This window comes from Acetobacter sp. (genome assembly GCF_022483985.1).
Lineage (GTDB): Bacteria > Pseudomonadota > Alphaproteobacteria > Acetobacterales > Acetobacteraceae > Acetobacter.
The window spans coordinates 2,583,644-2,603,709 of sequence record NZ_JAKVME010000001.1 but is presented as its reverse complement, the minus strand read 5'-3'; the positions used below and the strand labels follow the sequence as shown (position 1 = coordinate 2,603,709).

18 protein-coding genes, 1 tRNA gene and 1 pseudogene are annotated in these 20,066 nt (G+C 60.0%); 14 read left to right on the top strand and 6 right to left on the bottom strand.

What is annotated here, in order from left to right; translation table 11 throughout:
- Positions 1-41: 41 nt before the first annotated feature.
- Positions 42-551 (bottom strand): outer membrane protein assembly factor BamE, encoded by a 510-nt coding sequence (locus LKE90_RS11595; RefSeq protein WP_291493554.1) that lies wholly within the window; start codon positions 549-551, stop codon positions 42-44.
- Positions 552-777: 226 nt separating this feature from the next.
- Between LKE90_RS11595 and LKE90_RS11590 the strand changes: the two genes are divergently transcribed.
- From LKE90_RS11590 to LKE90_RS11545, 10 genes and pseudogenes are all read left to right on the top strand, one after another.
- Complete coding sequence (locus tag LKE90_RS11590) at positions 778-1,353, top strand: YceD family protein (RefSeq protein ID WP_291493500.1); 576 nt, start codon at positions 778-780, stop codon at positions 1,351-1,353.
- A gap of 151 nt (positions 1,354-1,504) precedes the next feature.
- Positions 1,505-1,708, top strand: coding sequence for a 50S ribosomal protein L32 (gene rpmF / locus LKE90_RS11585; protein WP_010666207.1), 204 nt, complete (start codon positions 1,505-1,507; stop codon positions 1,706-1,708).
- Between the two features lie 77 nt (positions 1,709-1,785).
- Positions 1,786-2,886: a phosphate acyltransferase PlsX gene (plsX, locus tag LKE90_RS11580; RefSeq protein ID WP_291493498.1), complete on the top strand. Its 1,101-nt coding sequence runs from the start codon at positions 1,786-1,788 to the stop codon at positions 2,884-2,886.
- A 112-nt stretch (positions 2,887-2,998) separates the two neighbouring features.
- Positions 2,999-3,964 carry a beta-ketoacyl-ACP synthase III gene (locus LKE90_RS11575; protein ID WP_291493496.1) on the top strand — a complete coding sequence of 322 codons (966 nt, stop codon included), beginning with the start codon at positions 2,999-3,001 and terminating at the stop codon, positions 3,962-3,964.
- 94 nt (positions 3,965-4,058) lie between these two features.
- Positions 4,059-4,352, top strand: a complete 294-nt coding sequence (locus tag LKE90_RS11570; RefSeq protein ID WP_291493495.1) for an integration host factor subunit alpha — start codon at positions 4,059-4,061, stop codon at positions 4,350-4,352.
- Positions 4,353-4,417: 65 nt separating this feature from the next.
- Positions 4,418-4,643: pseudogene (locus LKE90_RS16615) on the top strand (MerR family transcriptional regulator); the annotation flags it as partial.
- A 350-nt stretch (positions 4,644-4,993) separates the two neighbouring features.
- Positions 4,994-5,067 (top strand) — tRNA-Pro (locus LKE90_RS11560).
- Between the two features lie 368 nt (positions 5,068-5,435).
- Positions 5,436-6,002 carry an elongation factor P gene (efp, locus tag LKE90_RS11555; RefSeq protein ID WP_291493494.1) on the top strand — a complete coding sequence of 189 codons (567 nt, stop codon included), beginning with the start codon at positions 5,436-5,438 and terminating at the stop codon, positions 6,000-6,002.
- Positions 6,003-6,094: 92 nt separating this feature from the next.
- A complete protein-coding gene (locus LKE90_RS11550) occupies positions 6,095-6,922 on the top strand; it encodes an inositol monophosphatase family protein (RefSeq protein WP_291493552.1) in 828 nt (275 codons plus the stop codon).
- A 113-nt stretch (positions 6,923-7,035) separates the two neighbouring features.
- A complete protein-coding gene (locus LKE90_RS11545) occupies positions 7,036-7,851 on the top strand; it encodes a hypothetical protein (RefSeq protein WP_291493493.1) in 816 nt (271 codons plus the stop codon).
- 328 nt (positions 7,852-8,179) lie between these two features.
- Here LKE90_RS11545 and LKE90_RS11540 read toward each other — a convergent pair whose 3' ends face one another.
- Together LKE90_RS11540 and radA are read right to left on the bottom strand one after the other, a co-directional pair.
- Entirely contained in the window at positions 8,180-8,590 is a 411-nt protein-coding gene (locus LKE90_RS11540) for a YidB family protein (protein WP_291493492.1), read from the bottom strand.
- A 253-nt stretch (positions 8,591-8,843) separates the two neighbouring features.
- The gene (gene radA / locus LKE90_RS11535) at positions 8,844-10,244 is read right to left on the bottom strand and encodes a DNA repair protein RadA (RefSeq protein WP_291493491.1); all 1,401 of its coding nucleotides are present in this window, start codon (positions 10,242-10,244) and stop codon (positions 8,844-8,846) included.
- 164 nt (positions 10,245-10,408) lie between these two features.
- Between radA and LKE90_RS11530 the strand changes: the two genes are divergently transcribed.
- From LKE90_RS11530 to LKE90_RS11520, 3 genes are all read left to right on the top strand, one after another.
- Positions 10,409-10,849, top strand: coding sequence for a hypothetical protein (locus LKE90_RS11530; protein ID WP_291493490.1), 441 nt, complete (start codon positions 10,409-10,411; stop codon positions 10,847-10,849).
- A gap of 133 nt (positions 10,850-10,982) precedes the next feature.
- Positions 10,983-13,154: a ComEC/Rec2 family competence protein gene (locus LKE90_RS11525; RefSeq protein WP_291493489.1), complete on the top strand. Its 2,172-nt coding sequence runs from the start codon at positions 10,983-10,985 to the stop codon at positions 13,152-13,154.
- 381 nt (positions 13,155-13,535) lie between these two features.
- On the top strand, positions 13,536-14,171 hold the full coding sequence (locus LKE90_RS11520; RefSeq protein ID WP_291493488.1) for a hypothetical protein: 636 nt from the start codon (positions 13,536-13,538) through the stop codon (positions 14,169-14,171).
- Positions 14,172-14,282: 111 nt separating this feature from the next.
- Here LKE90_RS11520 and bfr read toward each other — a convergent pair whose 3' ends face one another.
- Positions 14,283-14,768 carry a bacterioferritin gene (gene bfr / locus LKE90_RS11515; RefSeq protein WP_077813751.1) on the bottom strand — a complete coding sequence of 162 codons (486 nt, stop codon included), beginning with the start codon at positions 14,766-14,768 and terminating at the stop codon, positions 14,283-14,285.
- A gap of 380 nt (positions 14,769-15,148) precedes the next feature.
- Between bfr and LKE90_RS11510 the strand changes: the two genes are divergently transcribed.
- Positions 15,149-16,075: a GGDEF domain-containing protein gene (locus tag LKE90_RS11510; RefSeq protein WP_291493487.1), complete on the top strand. Its 927-nt coding sequence runs from the start codon at positions 15,149-15,151 to the stop codon at positions 16,073-16,075.
- 274 nt (positions 16,076-16,349) lie between these two features.
- On the opposite strand, the gene mdoH is transcribed toward LKE90_RS11510, so the two are convergent.
- Together mdoH and LKE90_RS11500 are read right to left on the bottom strand one after the other, a co-directional pair.
- Entirely contained in the window at positions 16,350-18,485 is a 2,136-nt protein-coding gene (gene mdoH / locus LKE90_RS11505) for a glucans biosynthesis glucosyltransferase MdoH (protein ID WP_291493550.1), read from the bottom strand.
- Positions 18,486-18,490: 5 nt separating this feature from the next.
- A complete protein-coding gene (locus LKE90_RS11500; protein WP_291493486.1) occupies positions 18,491-20,047 on the bottom strand; it encodes a glucan biosynthesis protein in 1,557 nt (518 codons plus the stop codon).
- Positions 20,048-20,066 lie beyond the last annotated feature (19 nt).

The window sequence follows — 20,066 nt, the reverse complement described above, 5'->3', positions numbered from 1 at the left end:
GGCCGGGATCACTCAGCAAAGCCGGGCGTCTCAGGCCAGAATCAGGGCAGGCTGTTGCCTGCGCCGCCATGACCCGGGCCGTTGCTCATGCCCATGCCGTTGTTGCCGCCGCCAAAGGAGCTATTGTTCATCATGCCCTGCATCGGGTTGTAGCGTCCGACGTTGCCGATGATTTCCTGAAGAATATTGATCTTGGTGCCTGGTGTCGGAGTGCTGCCGCCGACCATGCCCGGATGTTTGGCGTCTTGCGGCCCCAGTGTTCTGAGGGAGCGGAGCGTTCCGGCCTGATCGAAATTCAGCACGACGACCTGCTGTTTCGTGACGTGCGGGAAATTCGCCGGGGTCGGCGCCGTCATCATCGAAACATAAATCCATGTGTTATCGTCAAAGGTCGCCTTGGAGGTCGGCGAGCCGAGCAGATCAAGCGCATCGGCGCGATTGCTCACGCCGGGCTTGAGCTGGTTGTAGTCGTCAGCCTCGACGAGCGAACCACGCGGCATGGGCGAGTTTTCGAATACCGCACAGCCGGAGAGAACAAAGAGGCCTCCCATCAGGCCCAGAGCCCTGAGCGCCTGTCTGCTGCGCCGTCCTGCGGCTGGCCGTGGTTCAGTCCGGGAGAAAGGCTGGCATTTTGACATGACGGTAGTCTGTTCTCTCCACGGATGGCGCAGTAAATATCGTTACCATTAAAGCACAGGGAACGAATGTCCGATAGAGTGTTTTCTGTCACGCTAAAGGCGCTATCATCGGACTTTGCGTCGGGAAAGGATCTATAAAGTGACTGCTTCCGGAGTTTCCGAATTCCCCCGCCCCGTTCTTGTGAGGACATTGCGCGGTGCGTCCACCGACTCTCCCCGTGAAATCTCGGTAACCGCCACCGAAGCTGAATGTGCCCGTATCGCCCAGCGGCTTGGCCTGCCGGATGTGGCGAGCCTGTCATGCCGGTACGAGCTGTTCCCCCAGACCGGCCATACGGTTCAGGCGACAGGGTCCATGACCGCCCGACTCAGCCAGCTCTGTGTGCTGACTCTGGAAGTGTTCGAGGACGTGATCGCCGAGCGCTTCGTCATTCGATTCGTACCGGCGTCCGACCATGATGGATCGTTCGATGAAAATGGCGAACTGGATGAAATCGACGATGTCCCCTATGATGGAGATGTGGTCGATCTGGGGGAGGCGGCAGTCGAGCAGTTGTCGCTTATCCTTGACCCCTATCCACGGCGTCCCGGCGTGGCGCGGCCTGCGGCGATTCTGACCGAGGAAGAAATTTCCCGGCAGGAAGTGGAAGAAGAGGTCGAGGAGCGTCCCAATCCTTTTGCTGCTCTGGCCAAGCTTAAACGGGACGGTTCCTGAACGTCTGCGTGCCGTGCGGACCTGTCAGTTTCCGATCGGTCCTTGCGGAACCGTTGCTGGTCTGGTAGAGCCCCGCCCTCAATTGTAGTTATGTCCAGGTTCCGTCTTGTGGCGGTTCCGGGATGCCATCATTTCGGAGGGGCTTGGACCCATGGCTGTACCTAAAAGAAAAACGTCTCCTTCCCGCCGTGGTATGCGTCGCAGCCATCAGGCTCTGACGGTTGAAGCCCACGCCGAGTGCGGCAACTGCGGTGAGCTGAAGCGCCCGCACCACGTCTGCAGCCATTGTGGTCACTATGATGGCCGCGAAGTGATCGCAGCCGGCAAGGCCCTGAAAGTTGCAGTCCGCGCCTGATCACGGTGTTGTAACGTGGCACGCGGTATCCCTGATAAGGCAAGGCGTTCTTTGTTCATGAAGGCCGGATCGCATTCATGAGCGCAGCAGAGCACTCCGCCGCAGAGACTGCCCAGAGTCCGGAACCGTTTTCCCTCGCTGTTGATGCTATGGGGGGCGATGGCGGTCCTGAGATGGTCATTGCGGGTCTCGCTATCGCTGCGGACCGGCATCCGGGAGCCCGGGTGCTGCTTGTTGGGGACGAACAGCGTCTGCGTGGGCTTCTCGCCCGCCATCCGAAGGCTGCCGCCATCTGTACGATCAGGCATGCCTCTGCCGCTGTCAGCATGGATATGAAGCCTACAGCCGCCCTGCGGCTGAAGGATACGTCCATGCGCGCGGTCATGGATGCCGTGGCCGGTGGAGAAGCGGCGGGTGTCGTGTCGGCTGGAAACAGCGGTGCGATGCTGGCTCTTGCCAAGATCGTGATCAAGACGCTTCCCGGTATTTCCCGTCCCGCCATGGCGGCCATCAGTCCCAGCATGAAGGGCGATGTCGTCATGCTGGACCTCGGCGCCAATGTGGCGTGCGACTGGCGTAATCTGGTCGAATTCGCCGTCATGGGTGAAGCCTTCGCCAAGGCTGTGCTCGGCCTGCCGTCTCCCACGATCGGCCTGCTGAACGTCGGGGCGGAAGAGCTGAAGGGTGACGAGAAACTGCGTCAGGCCGCCGATGTCCTGAGAGACAGTCCGCTTGCCGGGCAGTTTCACGGCTTTGTCGAGGGACATGACATCACGGCGGGTACGACAGATATTGTCGTGACGGATGGTTTTACGGGGAATGTCGCGCTCAAAACAGGCGAGGGCGCCATGAAGATGGCGTCCGGCCTGTTCCGGCAGGTGTTTACGAGCAGTCTGGCTGGCCGTCTGGCTTATCTCCTCGTTCGCCCGGCTCTGGAGCGCATGAAGGACTGGCTTGATCCCCGCCGCTATAACGGCGCGGTTTTCGTCGGGCTGAACGGTGTGGTTGTGAAATCACATGGCGGCACGGATGCGGAAGGATTTGCATCCGCTGTTGATGTTGCGATGGACATGGTCACGCATCATTTCAATGAAGGAATTCGTGCCCGTCTGGGGAACATGTCCTCGCTGACGACCAGCCGCTCTGTTGCTGATCCGGAACGCCAGCCTGTGGCGTGACGAGGGGGCAGGGTCTGTAACTGATGGTTTTTCGCTGATTTTACGTGGTTTCTGTGACTGAAGACAGCGGGCGAGGGTTGTTGTCGCCCCCTGTGTCCTGAAGGTGTGCCGGATGACAATACGTTCCATGCTGGTTGGCGTTGGCAGCTATCTCCCTGAGAAAATTGTTACCAACGACGAACTCTCCGAGCGTCTCGATACATCGGATGAATGGATTCGTGGTCGAACCGGCATTGGTCAGCGGCATATCGTCAGTGGCAGCGAGAACGCGGTCTACATGGCATCCCGGGCTGCCCAGCGGGCGCTGGATTTCGCTGGTATCGACCCGATGGAGGTGGGCGCCGTCATTGTGGCGACATCCACACCGGATCAGGTTTTTCCGGCCACTGCCGTCCGCGTTCTCGCCGATCTCGGTGTGACGGATGGATTCGGGTTCGACGTTGCCGCCGCATGCAGCGGCTTCATCTATGCACTGTCCACCGCTGACGCCCTCATTCGTGCCGGTAACACGAAATGCGTCGTTGTTATCGGGAGTGAAGTCTATTCCCGTATTCTGGACTGGTCCGATCGTGGAACGGCTGTGCTGTTCGGTGATGGCGCGGGAGCCGTTGTGCTTCAGGCGAGTGACGACGCTAACGGTCGCGGCATTCTCTCCACGCATCTGCATGCCGACGGTTCCGCCGGAGACCTTCTCTTTGTCGATGGTGCTGTTGGGCGGCCGGATCACTCCGGGCATCTGCGGATGAACGGGCGGGAAGTGTTCCGTCACGCCGTGGCGAAGCTGGCGTCTTCCGTTGACGAAGCCCTGGAAAGTGCTGGTTTCACGCCGTCCGATGTGTCCTGGCTTGTGCCGCATCAGGCGAATATCCGGATTATCGAAGGCGTGGCCCGTAAATTGCAGATGCCGATTGAAAGAGTTGTGGTCACTGTCGATCGCCACGCCAACACATCGGCGGCGTCCATTCCGCTGGCGCTGGATGAAGCCATGCGGGATGGCCGGATCAAGCGCGGTGATCTGGTGCTCATGGAAGCGTTGGGCGGTGGGCTGACCTGGGGATCGGCGCTGGTGCGAATCTGAGGTTGGTTCCGTCCGCCGGTCAATTTATCTGACGGACGATTTTCTCCTGCATGACGTAATTGACGGCCCGCATCAGCATGTTACCTTGTGAGACATGAGCACGGTAACGCGCGCCAGTCTGGCGGAACACATCTATACGGAAGTCGGCCTGTCCCGGAGTGAGTCCGTGGCGCTGCTGGAAGCCGTCCTTGAAACAATGTCGGCTGCGCTTGAATCCGGGGAATCGGTGAAGATCAGCGGGTTCGGCACTTTCATGGTGCGCCGGAAAGGCCAGCGGAGCGGTCGAAATCCGAAGACCGGCGTGGAGATTCCCATTCTCCCCCGTTCGGTGATCTCCTTCCGGCCCAGCCATATTCTTCGTGGCGCGGTCAATGGAGCCTCTGAATGAGCGCCGGGGAAAATCCGGAAACCGCTCCAGATACACACGAAGCAGACGACGAAATTCGCGGGCGCAAGGGTCCGCTGGCCTTCCGCACCATCAGCGAGGTCGCTGATGAACTGAAGGTTCCCCAGCACGTGCTGCGTTTCTGGGAAACGCGCTTTGAGCAGGTGCGGCCCCTGAAAAGGGGCGGTGGACGCCGGTATTACCGGCCTGAGGATGTCGATCTGCTTCGGCGGATTGCGACGCTGCTTTACGTCAAGGGTTACACCATCAAAGGTGTCCAGCGCGTTCTCCGTGAAAAGGGGCCGGAAGGGCTGGAAGAGGAAGTCAGCGGCAGGACTGCCGACGCTTCTGGGCCTGAAACGGTTTCTGAGCCAGACATGTGTCAGTCGCAGGATGATGAGCCACAGGCGGTTGCTCCTCCGCTCATGCAGGCTGTGCAGCCTGAGCCGCAGGTTGTCACGGTGACTGTGCGTGACGAGCGGCTGGAAAATGAGCATGACCGGATGCGGAAAAGTCTCGAAGACATTCTGCTCCGGCTGGCTGAGGTCAAGGCCAGTCTGACGGTCGGTTAAAGCGCCGATTGCTGTCGAACCTCTCTTGTGGAGGGTCGGCAAGCCTGCTAGAGAGTGGCCGTTCATTACTGACGGGCAGTAGCGCAGCCTGGTAGCGCATCAGTCTGGGGGACTGGGGGTCGTGGGTTCGAATCCCGCCTGCCCGATATTTATCCGTTTATGGGTAAATCGTCAGTAAGGAACACTTCCAAAAATATGATCGGATTTTAGCGTCTGCCACGCCTGTATGGGCTGTTGGCGTGCCGCGGTCGTTCTGTGCTGATGTCCGTCTGGCGTGGCCCGGTTGAGTACGAACACGGGTTTCGAACTCTGTCCGGCTGAGACGCAGCTTTGGTCATTCCCGGAGCACGTGGTTGCCAGAGATAAGCGCTGAGGTGACGCGGGATGCGCCGTAGCAGGTGCTCTCGGCGAGGCCATCAGAGAGCCATCCTGCTGGTCTGACCTTGCTCTTCTGCCGTCCGGGGAGTAGAAGCCCGCCTTTGATCCCCAGTGTTTCCTTCTTCAGGGATAAGTTATGAAACAGCAGGCAAACCTGATCCGCGCGGGCCAGGTCATTGAGCATGACGGTCGTCGCTGGACGGTCCTCAAGCAGCAGATCATCACGCCGGGCAAGGGCGGCGCGTTCATTCAGGTTGAAATGCGCGACCTGAAGACGGGCAACAAGACCAACGAGCGCTGGCGTACAGCCGACACGGTCGAGCGTCTGATCACCGAAGACAAGGAATATAACTATTCCTATATGGACGGTGAGACGCTGGTTCTCATGGACCCTGAGACATTCGAGCAGTTCATGATTCCGCTGGAGCTTCTGGGTGATCAGGCGCCGTTCCTCCAGGACAATATGGTGCTGAACGTGAACCTCGTCGAAGGTGACCCGGTCGCCGTGACGCTGCCACCGCATGTCACGCTTGAGATCATCGAGGCTGACCCGGTTGTGAAAGGCCAGACGGCCAGTTCCTCCTACAAGCCCGCGAAGCTGTCCAACGGCGTCAAGACGATGGTGCCGCCGTTCATCGAGGCTGGTGAGCGCATCGTGGTCCGCACGGATGACGCAACTTATGTGGAGCGTGCGAAATCCTGAGGGATTCCGGCCGACACTGACTATCACCGGAGAAGACTCCCGACTCCGGTGATTCCATTTTCCGCTTTCCTACAGGATCAAATGTCGTGGCGATGCGTCTTTCTCCCGTAATGACCGTGATGCAGGCCGCCGCCGAAAAGGCAGCGAAGCGTCTTCTGCGTGACTTCAACGAGGTCGAGCAGCTTCAGGTCAGCATCAAGGGACCGGGTGACTTCGTGTCGCAGGCCGATCTGCGTGCCGAGCGCACCCTGAGGGAAGAACTGGAACGGGCGCGTCCCGGCTACGCTTTTCTCATGGAGGAGAGCGGCGAGTCGGGTAGTGAAAACTGGACATGGCGCTGGGTGGTTGATCCGCTCGACGGCACGACCAACTTCCTGCACGGCATTCCGCACTGGGCGATTTCCATCGGTCTCCAGCGTCGTCTGCCTGACGGTTCCATCGAACTTGTCGCGGCTGTGGTCTATAATCCGGCAGCGGGCGAGATGTTCTGGGCCGAAAAAGGTGTCGGTGCATATCTGAACGACCGGCGCATCCGCGTGTCGGCACGTCGCGACATGCTGGAATCCCTGTTCGCGACCGGTATCCCTTTCGCCAAGGTTTCTCCGAAGCGTCGTCTGCCGTTTGCCCGCGTCATGGGCACGCTCATGCCGCAGGTGGCGGGTATCCGCCGTTTCGGTGCGGCTGCGCTTGATCTGGCCTGGGTCGCGGCAGGCCGTTACGAGGGATACTGGGAATTCGGCATCAAGCCGTGGGACTGCGCAGCCGGTGCCCTGCTGGTGCGTGAAGCAGGCGGTCATTGCACGGACACTGAGGGTAACGACCTCAACGATCTGCCCGATGATGTGCTGATCGTGGCTGGTAACGGCCATATGCATGGCAAGCTGCGGGAGATTGTGGCGGATGGCCTGACCGCCGCCTGATCTTTCGTTCGCCACTTTTCGAGTCAATCCTCGAAGGCGGTTTTCCGTGATCCCGGAGCGTGCCGCGTGCGCTACAGGATCATCCGGTCCACGTTGTCCCGAGGCCCTTTTGCATGAGTGATTTGAAAAAATCCTTTCATAAGCCCGAAGGCCGTCGCCTTTCTGCGATGACCGGCATGCTAGTGGTTACGGGGCTGACGGTGGCCGGTGTGGTGGGCGTAGCGCACGCGCAGATCACCACGGACACTTCGGCGCTGGGTGCGCTCGGCGGAGCCGCGCCGGAAAAGCCGGAATCCGAGGCGGCTCCAGCCAGAAAGCCTGTGCACAGGCAGGCGGGGCCTGCCCGGAAAACAGCGCAGACGCCTGGGACGACCAAACCGGAAACGCAGAGTTCTCCCTCCGCCACAGCAACGGCCGGGACGCCCCCGTCTGCGGCGAAGCCCACCAAACCCCCGCCAGCAGCGACGATTCCTGCTGCGCCTCCTTCCCCTCCGGTGCTGACGCCTGTCGTGATCCCCGTCGAACTGCATCCGTTCCCGATGCCGCCTGACCCTCAACCGTCCAAAGACGCCAAGGGCGAGGTTATGCCGATCAGCGGCGGACTGCGCGTGACGTTCGGCGCGGATTCGGCGCAGCTTAACCCGGAAACGAAAAACGGCATTCTGGCGTTCGCCAACATGCTGAAAGAACATCCGGACGTGAGGGCGCTTGTCGATGTGACGGCCAGCGGCGTTCCGAATGATCTGTCGCGTCCGCGTCGCATGTCGCTGAGCCGTGGGCTGACTGTCCGGGCGGTCCTGATGAACGCCGGGATTCCGTCAACGCGGATTTATGTCCGTGTGATCGGCCTTCCTGACAGGACGGGAATTGAAACACCTGCTGACAGGGCCGATATCCGCCGCTCCGATGAGGCTCCGGCGGAGAAATAGTACCGTTTCTGGCGCGGCAGGATGCCTGTCATACCGACAGCCTTTCTGTCTGTTCGTTCCTGTCGGGGAGATTTTACGGGGTGCTGCCCCGAGCCCCGCCAAAGGCGCGCCTTTGGAAACCGGTTTGCAACAGATCGGGGGCAAGGGGCCTGCGGTCCTTTGCGGGGGCGGACAGCGCCCGCTTCGATGTCCGCAAATTGGTAGGCAGTTATGTTGACCGTATTACACTTGTCGGAAGGTAGGGAACGCGGTTCTTGCCCCCGCCATCAAGTGGCGTCCTGCTGCTGACGCCGGGGTCTGGTGACAGCTTCAGCAGTCAGTATCCGTTTCAGGATTCTGGTGCTTCGGCCGCTTTAAGGTCGGCGAGAGCATCCTCGACAGCCGCGCCGCCGCTCTCGTTGCGGTCAGCCATTTTTGCAATGACCAGTGGCAGCAGTCTGGCGATCACCGGCAGCAGCGGCGCGAGGGGAAGTCCGGTGCAACTGGCGAGAAATTTTGCCTGATCACTGGTCAGAACACGCTGGACTTCCTCTGTTGTGAGCGGCTGCCGGGGACCGGGTCCAACCCATGAGCGGGCCTTGTCGCCCAGACCGGCCTTCTCGAACTGCTGCATGAGATGTTCGACGCCAGCCTGTCCGGTTTCGGAAGCGAGAAGACGTTTGAGGGCATCGGCGGCCTTGTCTTCAACTCCGGAAACACTCAGAGCCTTGTCCTTGAGTTTGTTGAGGAAACCACTCATTTACTCATTCTTTCCCATGTAAGCAGGTTGCTCATATGATCGGCATAACTGGCTGATCTTTGCAGAGGTCGATGCGGGTTCTGCCCGCACCCATAAGGGACGCAGGCCCGTTGAGCTTAACTTGTCGCAAGCAAAACGGTTTCCAAAGGCGTCGTCTTTGGTGGCGTTCGTGGAGCGTCCCATCGGCAGAAAAGCCATAGGTAACAGGGATAGAAACAGCCGTGCGACCTGTCCATTCCCCTGCCTCCGAGTTTCAGTCCTCTTTGGAATCACGGGTGCCATTGCCGCCCATCGCGGCGACCAGACTGGAAAGATGACCGAGCTCCTGCAACTCAAGACCCGCCGGCGGCTTCGTGCGGGCGGCTCCCCGCGCTACGCGCCGGGGTAAGACAGCCGTGGTGAATCCCAGCTTCTGCGCTTCCCGCAGACGCAGATCGGACTGAGGCACCTGCCGGATCTCGCCGGAAAGACCGATTTCCCCGAAGAAGACCGACCCGGAACTGGTGGGCTGGCCGGTCGCCGCGGAAATGATGGCGGCGGCGGCGGCCAGATCGGCGGCGGGCTCGGTGACGCGCAGGCCCCCGGCGAAATTCAGATAGACATCCATGCCGGAGAGCTTGAGGCCGCACCGGGCTTCCAGCACGGCCAGCAGCATCGACAGGCGTCCGGTGTCCCAGCCGACCACGGCGCGGCGCGGGCTGCCTTCTCCCGCTTTTGGAGACAGCAGCGCCTGTACTTCCAGAAGAACCGGGCGTGTGCCTTCAAGACCTGCGAACACTGCGGAACCGGCAATATTGCCATGCCGCTCGGCCAGAAAGAGTGCGGAAGGGTTGGGGACTTCCACGAGACCACGGTCGGTCATGGCGAAGACGCCGATTTCATCGGTCGCGCCGAAACGGTTTTTCGCGGCGCGCAGGATACGGAACTGGTGCCCGCGATCACCTTCGAAATACATCACGGCATCGACCATGTGTTCCATCACGCGCGGCCCGGCCAGACCGCCCTCTTTGGTCACATGTCCGACCAGAATGAGCGCGAAGCCGCGTTTTTTGGCGAGACGGATCAACTCAAAAGCGCAGGCTCGGACCTGCGCGACGGAGCCGGGCGCGCTCTCGATCGTGTCGAGCCACATGGTCTGGATTGAATCGATGATGACGAGGCCGGGTGGCGTGTCGGTTTCAAGGGTGGCGGTGATGTCGGAGACATTGATGGAAGCGGCCAGTTCCAGCGTCGGTGCATTCAGCTCAAGCCGTCTGGCCCGCATCCGAATCTGCTCGACGGCCTCTTCGCCTGAAATATAGATCACTTTCTGCCCGGTGGCGGCGAGACGGCAGGCAGTCTGGAGCAGTAGCGTCGATTTGCCGATACCGGGATCGCCCCCCACCAGAACAACCGATGCGGGGACGAGGCCGCCTCCCAGCACTCGGTCCAGTTCGGCGATGCTGGTGCCGATCCGCGCCGGAGGCTCGGCGCTGCCTTCCAGGCCGGTGAAAGTCAGGCGTCGTTTCGACTTGCCCGCGCGGGAGGCGGTCGGTTCGACCGTTTCCTCAACAATGGTGTTCCATTCGTGGCAGGCTTCGCATTTCCCGGACCATTTGGGATAGACCGCGCCGCAGGACTGGCAGACGAAACGATGGAGAGGTTGTTTGGCCAAGGAGAGCTACATTCCGAAATCAAGAGGGAAGAAACATAAATCGTTACAGTCCTATTTTTAACGCAATTCTCGTGCTCTGTTGCATTGTCATTCCTGACCAGATTGTTAAATTCCCGACCTAATAGGCCGATTTGCAGGCTTCGGTGAACCAAGGAGAAGAATTCGTGGCACGAGCCAGTGTGATGAAGGCAGCAAAAGCAGGTAAGACACGCTCATCAGCGACGAAGTCCGCCACGGCTTCGGGGAGAGCGGCCGCCGTGAAAAAAAATCCGGCCGGCAAGGAAGATCTTCTCTCCGAATTTGAAGCTGAAGTCGTGGAAACGCCTGTTGAGGTTGTTGTTCCGGTCAAGGTCGCTCCCGTTCCGGAAGCCCTGTATTTCGACGCCCGCTGGTATCTGGAAACCTATCCGGACGTGGCTGACGCAGGCATTGATCCCGCGACACATTACCAGATGAACGGTTTCCGTGAAGGCCGCAAACCGAACGCGGCGTTTGACGGCAAGGCATACCTCGCCGCCAATCCCGACCTTGAGGGATATTCCGAAGACCTCTTCGCGCATTACGTGTTTTTCGGCGCCTCCGAGGGCCGTCGCATCAAACCCTGAGACGGACGTCCTGCCGACGGTAGGACACGCTCTGGCCCGTTCTGCCAGTCCCGTCTTGTGAGTTCGTCTTGGCGATCAGCTTAAAAGCCTGCACATAGAGTGCAGGCTTTTTTGTTTCGGGAGTGGCGAGCCGGTGAAGGGTGTACTGACCCGCTTGCAGACGCTGCTTCTCTCAGAACGTCACAGGCTGCCGCTCTGGCTGCCGGTTTTCATCGCTCTCGGTGTGCTGGCCTATTTTCAGCCTCTCGCGGAGCCTGTGTTCTGGTGGGCTCCGGCTGGTCTGGTGTTGTCTGCCCCCTTTCTCATAGTGGGCTGGCATCGGCTGGGCGGACGGATGGCAGGCTGTGCGCTGCTGTGTCTGAGCCTCGGCTTTCTGGCGGCATGGAGTGAGAACCATCGTGTCCCGCCCATGCCGGAACTTCCCCGACGCGCCGTCATTCTCACCGGTCATGTTCAGGCGGTGGATGTCCTGCCCGCCCGGACCGAGGGCGCGCCGGGCGGACGACGGGTCACCCTGTCCCATGTGCGTTTCGAGACATGGCTTGATGAGGGCATGGCTCCGCTGAAGCGGACGCTGCGTATCCGACTGCGTGATGACGATTCACTGATCTTCGGTCCGGGCAATGATCTCCGGGTCCGGGCCTTGCTGGAAGCGCCACCTTTTCCGGTCATGCCGGGAGCGAGGGATCTGCAACGGGAAGCGTGGTTCGGGAAGGAAGCGGGAACCGGTCGGGCGCTCGGTGCGGCGGTGCTGGCTGATGATGCGGAACAGGGCACGGCCGCCACAGCCTTTGAGCGTCTGCGGGAGGCGATCGCCGCCCGTATTGCTGCCGTGCTGCCGGGATCGGACGGCGCGATCGCCTCGACGCTGCTGGTCGGTCTTTCGGGCGGCATCGCTGCCAAGGATCGGGAAGCCTTCTCGGTATCCGGCCTGTCGCATCTGCTGGCGGTGGCGGGGTTGCATCTGGGCATCGTGATGGGGCTTGTGGTCACGGGCGTCCGTTATGGTCTCGCCTCCATTGAATGGACGGCGCTGCGCTGGCCGTGCAAGGAAATCGCGGTGATCTGCGGGCTTCTGGGCGGTGTGGTCTATGTAACGATGACCGGCATGCATCTGCCCGCCCTGCGCAGTCTGATCATGGCCTGTCTGGTCGTTCTGGCGCTTGTCACGGGGCGGAACGCCGCCTCCATGCGCGGGCTGGCGGTCGCCGCGACGGTCCTGCTGCTGACGGGTCCGGCGGTGATTCTCGGCGTGCCGTTCCAGATGTCCTTCGCGGCGGTGATGGCGCTGATTGCGGGCTATGAGGTGCTGCGGGTTCCGTTGCGGCGACTGCACGGCGAAGGGACGGTCAGCCGTCGCTTTCTTGTTCACGTCACGACGCTCGCCCTGACCAGCCTGCTCGCGGGCACGGCGACCCTTCCGGTCTCCATGGCGCATTTTGGCGAGATCCAGCCCTTCTTTGTCGTGGCCAACCTTCTGGCCGTGCCGATGACGGCGCTCTGGGTGATGCCAGCGGGGCTGCTCGCCGTCCTGCTGATGCCGTTGCATCTCGAACGCTGGGCGCTGGATGTCATGGGCTGGGGGGTGGATGGCATCATCTGGCTCGCAGAAAGTGTCGCTCACTGGCCTGCGGCCCGGATCGCCGTGCCGATGACGCCGGGGTGGGGACTGACGCTGTTTCTTTTCGGTCTCTGCTGGCTGTGCCTGTGGAGCCGAAAATGGCGGCTTTTCGGCGTCGTGCCGATGCTTGTCGGGTTCCTCTCGCCGTTTTTCCAGTCTCTGCCGGACGCGGTCATCACACCTGATGGCGGACTCGTCGCTGTGCGAGAGGGTGGTCAGTTGCTGATGAACGGTCAGTCCCGGGACGCCTGGTTTGAGCGTCGGGCTCTGGAGCAGGCGTTCGCAAGGCCTGTTGTCAGTCTGCCGGTGCGTGGAGAGACGGCGAGCGGTGATCTTGCCTGTGGCGAGGACGGAGCCGCGGGCGTCTGTGTTCTCACGCGGGGAAAGCGCTCTATTCTGTTGCGGGTGGAGGATGCGACGGATGGCGAGGCCATTCTGCCTGCGGAGATGTGTCAGGGAATGGATCTGTTCGTGGCGGTTTCTCCTGCCCGTTCGTCTTGCCGTGGGGTGCCGGTCATCGATCGCTTCACGGTCTGGCGGGAGGGAGCCGTGGCTGTCTGGATAACAGATTCGGGCTTGCGGATGCTGTCAGACCGGCGGGAAAGCGGAGACAGGCTCTGGGTCATGCGACCGGGCCGGCATGGGGTGCCGAATCTGCCGCTGGCGAAAGAGGATGAGCGTTAGGCAGCATCCGGTCAGATGGGATCGTCTGGTCGGATAAAGTTGTTCGAGAACAATGAGTGAGAGCGATATCCGTGATCCAGTCTGAGCGGATGCCGTTCTAATCGCGGGATGTTGCGCAAGACTGAGTGTTGAACGAGGTGCTTGCGTCGCGGCGATCAGACCGGGCTCGGATGTGAAGGGCCAAGGATCGTCCCTGAGTCTGTAATTTTTAATTGGGACGGAATATTTTTGAGATCCGGACAGCGTTTGGGCATGTCTGGCGGGATAGACCTATGCAGATTTTACCGGAAAGTGTGCTGTTTTTAATTGCAATTAAGAATGGTTCTCAATTAAAGAGGGTTCAGCAAGACAGGAGGCGGACCTCCCGGGTCCGAGGGTGCCATGAACGCGACTTCCGATACTCTGACTGAACTTTCCGGTGACGAACGGGTAGCTGTGTGGATGCTGCGGTATCTCGCAGGCCCCGGTCGTCCCTGTTGCCGCCTTGGAACAGGGGGCTGGGGCGACATGTTTTTCCGGCAGGATTTGGAGGCGCTAGGCGCGGCTTTCCGGAGCGCTCTCGACCGGTGCTCCGGATTCGGCATGAATCCGTTGGATGTGCGTATGCGCGAGTGCGGATCGGTCAGCGTGACGGAAATGATCCTGCTCGATGCCGCAGCCCTCGCGCAGAAGGGGGATGAACGCGGCATGAAGGCTTTGCTGAAGAAAGTGTTTCCCCAGCATCATGTCGTTGCGTCTTTCGCGGTAGCGATGGTGCAGCTTGGCGCCTGTCTGGCGTCGGCGGGATTCTGGCTGCTGAGCAGGGCCTGTGTGCGGGATGATGTGATAGCCGATGGACAGGCCCAGCCCGGGAAAGTGCGGTCCGCGCAGGGACGGCAGCCGGTCGCGGAGGTGGTCAGGCCGGTCGCGGCGGCGTCTCTGGTCGCGGTGTCCCGCTGGCGGAACAATGACATGGCGGTGGGACAGGTGCTCTGGCCGGTCATGGAGCGCAGGCACAGCCTTCCGGCGGGTGTCTGAAAGGACGACAGGCCGGGAAGACGTGCTTCCCGGCCTGTCGGAATATAAGCCCCGGCCGTATCGCCGCAGCAACTGCTGCGGACAGGGCCGGAGAGAAGCTGCGTGCCGCTCTCAGCCCTCGTTGGCGGGAGCGGAGTTGAGCTGGATGTAGTTCTCGATGCCGACCTGCTTGATCAGGTCGAACTGACGGTCGATGAAATCTTCATGCTCTTCCTCATTGTCGAGAATCTTGAGCAGCAGGTCACGGGAGACGTAATCGCGGACGCTCTCGCAGTACGCGATGCCTTCACGCAGATCATCGAGGGCCTTCTCTTCGAGCTTCAGGTCGCATTCAAGGATTTCCTTGACGCTCTGGCCGATGAGAATGGTGTTGTAGCGCTGTACGTTCGGCAGGCCGCCGAGATAGAGGATGCGCTCGATCAGCCAGTCGGCGTGACGCATTTCCTCAATGGATTCCTCGTATTCCTTCTTGCCCAGCAGTGTCACGCCCCAGTGGTTCAGCGTGCGGGCATGCAGGAAATACTGGTTGATCGCCGTCAGCTCGTTGGTGAGCTGGATGTTCAGGTGTTCGATGACCTTCGGGTCTTTGATCGCCATGACTGCCTCATCTTTTGATGTGTGGTGGATATGAGATGCCCTTTACACCGGCATTTTGTCGGTTTGCAAGAAAAATTCTTTATTTTTCAATATGATATGAGAAGTGACTTGCATTCTCATCTGAAGTTGCAGTTCTGTCGGCAAGAAATATCTGTGATTTCAAGGCCATCGTGCAGTGACGTCGATGATTTTGCTGGTCTGTAAGCGGCAGGACTGTTCTGTAATCAAACAATAGATGTCTGCGCCCTGATCCGTCCGGTTTTCGACGGATCAGGGCGGATTTGTTGTGGGTTACTGGTCATTAATCAATATGATTTATCCGGTATTTTCGATCTATATATTTCAAGACAGAATAACAGGGTTTTCTGTGAGGAGCCGCAATGGAGAGGGGGGATATAGGCAGGCAGATATTATCCCTCTTTGACGCTTCGGATGTTCTGGTCGCCATATATGATGAAACCGATCGTCTGGTTTATTTCAACGAAGCGTTCGGGCGTGAATTTGCGCTTCAGCCGGATGAAAGATTGACCTGGACGGAGCTGATGCGCAGGGGAGCCAGAAACAACTCTGGCTGCAAAGCCCATGCAGATGCGGCAAATTTCGAACAGTGGCTTGCTGGCGCAAGATCACGTCGGGGCAAGACGCGTTTCAAATCATTTGAAACCGATATGCGTAACGGTGACTGGTTTCTGATGACGGAAACGGTCGATGACGCAGGCTGGATGCTCAGCATAGCCCCAAATATAACGAGTATTGGTGATAGCGATTCAAAGAAAATTAGAATGGATCGCGATATTGCGAAGAGATTGTCGTATACGGATGATCTGACCGGAGTCTTCAATAGAAGGGGAATTGTAAAGGTTCTGAATGATACCATTGAAAGTGGAATAGAGTATTCAGTATCAATAATTGATATCGATTTTTTCAAGAAAATAAACGACAGTTATGGTCATGATTCTGGTGATGAGGTTATCAAGCATTTTGTAGCATCTGTTCTTAAAGGGATCAGAGGCTCGGATTTCCTTGGAAGATATGGGGGAGAAGAGTTTCTGCTGATTTTTCCACGAACGACATCGGAAGAAGCAGGGCAGATAATCGACAGGATCAGGGAATCTCTTGAGCCGGTTTTATACAAGACAAATGAAATCAGCTATTCTTTCTCTGCTGGCATCACATCATCAAAAGATGCTGGAAATTTTGAGAACTCCATAAAATTTTCGGACATGGCGCTTTATCACGTAAAAAATAATGGCCGGGGTGCGAGTGGGATATATGACCCAGCGGACGATTATCCCTCACTTTCGTAAGGTAGCCTGTCGTTCCGGTGTCATGGGCGACAATCAATTGTATTGTGTTTCGTGGCTGCATCCGCTCGGACTGGATCGCGCGGGCGTAATTTGACCCGTTGTGTGTCACGCGGCAGCCCGCTTCGGGTGTGGCCATGCCACAGTATATTTCCGCAATAGAGATAGAACCGGTCAGGACAGGTTTCCTACCGCGTGGTGCCCTATCAGCCCGCCGGGTCTGTTCTTCAACAGCTTGGCGGATTGATGGGGGATGTCTGAAATGTTGACGGCAGGATCAGCGCGGTAACGCTACCAGCCGGTCCAGTGCCGTGGCGTCACCCAGAGCCGCAGCTTTTTCTTTTGTCGTCAGCGTCGTTTCCGCCTCGGTCAGCGACCGGGCTTCCTGTAGCTTCAACAGGCCCACCAGACGCTCCGCGTCAATCGGGTCGCCGGGTCTGCGGGCAGGTGGCAGCATGGCCCGATGCGCCGCCAGCAGCGCCGGGTCGGCAAGAAGCGCCATCATGGCCTCTTCCGGCAGATCGGGTGCGGGCGTCTGCATGGCGGCGGCGGCTTTTAGCAGCACGTCCGGTGTCTGGGTTTCTTCCGGAACCAGCAGCAGCCCCAGCCGTCGCAGGACCTGACCGGCGTCACGGCTTGCCGTGAAAGCTGCGAGTGGAATGGCCAGAACCAGCCCCAGAAGCACCGGTGTCATCCAGAGAAACAGGGAAATGGAGACGGCCCACGCGGCCGTGCCAAGAATCAGGCCGAACACGGTATAGCGCCAGTAACCCTTGACGATGACGCCGAACGGCACGCCGCCATCGTCGCGGCGCTGCGCATTCCAGCCGGAATCCTGCCCGCTGAGAATGGAGATCACGCCGCCTGTCTGGATCAGCATGGCGATCGGGGCGATCAGACCGCCGATCAGGGTTTCCACCAGAATGGAGCAGACAGTCCGGAGTGCGCCGCCGCAGCCTTTGAGCGTCGTTCTGTTGAAGAGCAGGGCGATGTAGGCGAACAGTTTCGGCGCGAGGAGAATGGCCATCGTCGCGATGAACACGTATTTCGCGCGGACCGGATCGACCTGCGGCCAGTGCGGATACAGCGTCTTGGTATCGCCGAAATATTCCGGTCGGACAAAGCGCGCCTGCAACGAAATCAGGATGCCGACGAGCAGGAAAACCAGCCACAGCGGCGAGGTCACATAGGCCCCGATGCCGATCATCATATGCATCCGGCTCAGCCAGTGCAGTCCCTTTGTCGGGATGACCTTGTAATGCTGGAGATTGCCCTGACACCAGCGGCGGTCACGGATGGCCACGTCAGTCAGTGAGGGCGGGCTTTCTTCGTAGGAGCCGAGCAGGGCGGGGACCATGTGGATGGCCCATCCACCGCGCCGCATGAGGGCTGCTTCCACGAAATCATGGCTGAGAATGTGACCGCCGAACGGCTTGCGTCCCGGCAGATGCGGCAATCCGGCCTGTTCGGCGAAGGCCGCCGTGCGGATGACGGCGTTGTGGCCCCAGTAGTTGCTCGCCGCGCCATGCCACCAGGCGATGCCGTGGGCGATCAGTGGGCCATAAACCCGTCCGGCGAACTGCTGCATCCGGGCGAACAGCGTCGTGCCGCCCGCAATGATGGGCAGGGTCTGGATCAGGCCGACCTGCGGGTTGCGCTCCATCGCGGCGGCGATCTGGACCAGAGTGCGACCGTCCATGACGGAATCCGCATCCAGCGTGACCATCAGCGGATAGGCGCTGCCGAAGCGGCGGACCCACTCGCCCACATTGCCCGCCTTGCGTTCGATGTTCTTGGCGCGACGGCGATAGAAGATATGTCTGTCGTCGCCCGTGTCCCGTCGCAGGGCGAGGAAGGCGGCTTCCTCCGTTACCCACACGTCCGGATTGGTGGTGTCGGAAAGGATGAAGATATCGAACGCATCCGCCCGTCCGGTTTCCTGAAGGCTGGCGTAAATGGCGCGGAGACCGGCCATTACCCGGTGCGGATCTTCGTTGTAGGTCGGCATCAGCAGCGCGATGCGGGTGTTCAGTGCAGGGAGCGGCCCATCCGCATGGATGCCGAGCCCCAGACCACCCCGCGTCAGCAGGGACCAGAATCCTGCGATGGAGGAGGTGAAGGCCAGTGCAATCCATGTGAAGAGCAGGATGAACAGCACCTCCATGATGACGCCGAGCACGGAGAAACCGTTGGCGTCGAGCACGAGGTGAGTCTGGTAGGCGCCGTAGAGTGTCAGCGCGAGAGCCGAACCGATGACCGCCAGTCGTCGGAGCGAGACAAGAGGAGGCTCCGTCGGAGAAACGGGCTCACGACCATGCAGATCGGGGAGCGCATGGAGATTCTGTGTCTCCATGGACAGGGGCGCTTCCGGGGGAAGTGCATGGAACCCGGCGGAGGTGATGACGCCGGGCATGTCGGTTATGGCGTCCAACGATATACCCACTGTTCTGAGACAGGCCCCTGATCATTGGCGAGAACGACATTCATTTCGGCGAGCTTTGCATCGCCGGGATAGAATTCGAACGTGGTGCGCCAGCCCTTGATATTGGGATTGCGTTCGACGACCACATTCTTGATCGTTCCTGCGGATGTTTGCGGAATAAGGTGGAATTTTGCGTCCGGACCGGCGTTTTCGACAGGTCCGCCGGTAAAGTCGATGGCGAAGAACCGGGCGTCCTTGTGGTCGGTCACAGCGCCGACACGGGTCGCGCCGATCCGCGCCAGTTCGGTCGGGAACGGCTCGTCCCAGCCCCAGTACATGCGATAGGTGTAGGCATATTCATGCCCCGCCTGCATCGGCTCTTTCGGTCGCCAGAAGGAGACGATGTTGTCATTGACCTCGTTGGGAGTCGGAATTTCAACCAGATCGACAAAACCGGCTCCCCAGTCCCCGATCGGCTCGATCCACAGGGACGGACGCTTCTCATAGTTGAGCGCGAGATCCTCGAAATCATGGAACGAGCGGCGGCGCTGCATCAGCCCGAAGCCGCGCGGCGAGATATCGCTGAACGCGGAGAACTGGAGATCCAGCGGATTGCGCAGCGGCCGGTAAAGCTGCTGGTCCGATCCGGTCCAGATCTGCAACGCCTCGCTGTCATGCGCGGCGGGACGCCAGTCATCGACATGGGTGCGGTCGTTGGTGTCGAAATAGAACATGCCGGTGAGAGCGGCGATGCCGGACTGCTCGATCTTGACACGCGGGAAGAAGGTGGACTGCACATCGAAGATGGTGGTCTCACCGGGACGGATGGTGAAGCGGAACGCACCGGTCACGGACGGGCTGTCCAGCAGTGCGTGAATGACGACCGAATCGACGCCCGCCTGCGGTTTTTCAAGCCAGAAAGCCCGGAAGAGAGCGAACTCCTCACCCTTCGGGTCACCTGTTCCATCCGCGAAGCCGCGTGCGGAGAGGCCGTAATTCTGACCCTTGGCGACGGCGCGGAAATAGGAGGCTCCGAGGAAGACCGCACACTCTTCCATCACGCCGGGCGTATTGATGGCATAGCGCAGGCGCAGACCGGCAAAGCCGAGATTGTCGGTGACCCGTAGCATCGGGTCGCCGTAGCGGAACATGTCGGGGCTGTAGGGAACCGGCGCGGACTTTCCATCCACGACTTCATGCATCTCGATCTGCTGGGGGTAGAGGAAGCCGCGCGGGAAAAACTCGACGTCGAACGCCAGATTGTCGTTGTGCCAGAGCGCCTGGTCAGGCTGGAACTCGATGGAACGGAACTGGTCGAACGTCAGGCTCGAAATCGGTTTGGGGAGAGACTGCTCGGGCGCGCTGTACGGTCTGCTGGCCAGACTACGGGCAATCTGTGTCACAGTGCTGTTGTCAAACGGCGTGGGCGCGGGCGGCGCGGAAGGGGCGTCAGCGGCGCGGGCCGGTCTGCCGATGAAGTCTGCTGTAAGGGCGGCCAATGCGACGCCGCTGCCTGCACGAAGCAGATCGCGGCGGAAGACGGATGATGACACGCTTCTTGTTCCCCCGGTT